General features: G+C 51.8%; 1 rRNA gene (running past one end of the window). It reads right to left on the bottom strand.

Going from position 1 to position 1,661, the window contains the following annotated elements:
- A 23S ribosomal RNA gene (locus tag FS458_RS20420) occupies positions 1 to 1,558 on the bottom strand (it extends 1,123 nt beyond the left edge of the window).
- Positions 1,559 to 1,661 lie beyond the last annotated feature (103 nt).

Here is a 1,661-nt window from a genome sequence, read left to right as displayed (position 1 = left end):
CACGTTGGGCGGATTTGCCTACCCAACAGCCTAACTGCTTAGACGCACTATTCCATCAGTGCGCTCACCCTACCTTACTGCGTCCCCCCATTGTTCAAACGGAAAGGAGGTGGTACAGGAATATCAACCTGTTATCCATCGCCTACGCTTTTCAGCCTCGGCTTAGGCCCCGACTAACCCTGAGCGGACGAGCCTTCCTCAGGAAACCTTAGGCTTTCGATGGACAAGATTCTCACTTGTCTTTCGCTACTCATACCGGCATTCTCACTTCAAAGCGCTCCACCAGTCCTTCCGGTCTGACTTCGCTGCACTTCGAACGCTCCCCTACCCCTGTACCATACGGTACAAGCCATAGCTTCGGTGATACGTTTAGCCCCGTTACATTTTCGGCGCAGAGTCACTCGACCAGTGAGCTATTACGCACTCTTTAAATGGTGGCTGCTTCTAAGCCAACATCCTGGTTGTCTGGGCAACTCCACATCCTTTGCCACTTAACGTATACTTTGGGACCTTAGCTGATGGTCTGGGCTGTTTCCCTTTTGACTACGGATCTTATCACTCGCAGTCTGACTCCCGCGGATAATTCTCTGGCATTCGGAGTTTGACTGAATTCGGTAACCCTGTGGGGGCCCCTAGTCCAATCAGTGCTCTACCTCCAGGAATCTTGCCGCGAGGCTAGCCCTAAAGCTATTTCGGGGAGAACCAGCTATCTCCGTGTTCGATTGGCATTTCACCCCTACCCACACCTCATCCCCGCACTTTTCAACGTGCGTGGGTTCGGGCCTCCATTCAGTGTTACCTGAACTTCACCCTGGACATGGGTAGATCACACGGTTTCGGGTCTACGACCACGTACTATGTCGCCCTATTCAGACTCGCTTTCGCTGCGGCTCCGTCTTATCAACTTAACCTTGCACGGGATCGTAACTCGCCGGTTCATTCTACAAAAGGCACGCCGTCACCCGTTAATGGGCTCCGACTACTTGTAGGCACACGGTTTCAGGATCTGTTTCACTCCCCTTCCGGGGTGCTTTTCACCTTTCCCTCACGGTACTGGTTCACTATCGGTCACTAGGGAGTATTTAGCCTTGGGAGATGGTCCTCCCGGATTCCGACGGGGTTTCACGTGTCCCGCCGTACTCAGGATCCACTCAGGAGGGAACGAAGTTTCAGCTACAGGGCTGTTACCTTCTTCGGCTGGCCTTTCCAGACCACTTCACCTACTTCGTTCCTTTGTAACTCCGTATAGAGTGTCCTACAACCCCAGAGAGCAAGCTCTCTGGTTTGGGCTGATTCCGTTTCGCTCGCCGCTACTCAGGAAATCGCATTTGCTTTCTCTTCCTCCGGGTACTTAGATGTTTCAGTTCCCCGGGTCTGCCTTCTCATACCCTATGTATTCAGATATGGATACCATCCCATTACGGATGGTGGGTTCCCCCATTCGGAAATCCCCGGATCAATGCTTACTTACAGCTCCCCGAGGCATATCGGTGTTCGTCCCGTCCTTCTTCGGCTCCTAGTGCCAAGGCATCCACCGTGCGCCCTTTCTAGCTTAACCTTATATGATGTTTACACATCAAAGATTCTTGCTTGGCGCAGATTAGATAAATCTATCTGCCTTGCATATTGTTTGGATGTCGATATCTAGTTTTCAAAGAACA

Source organism: Fictibacillus phosphorivorans, assembly GCF_007673525.1.
Lineage (GTDB): Bacteria > Bacillota > Bacilli > Bacillales > Fictibacillaceae > Fictibacillus > Fictibacillus phosphorivorans_C.
This window is presented reverse-complemented; position numbering and strand designations above follow the sequence as displayed.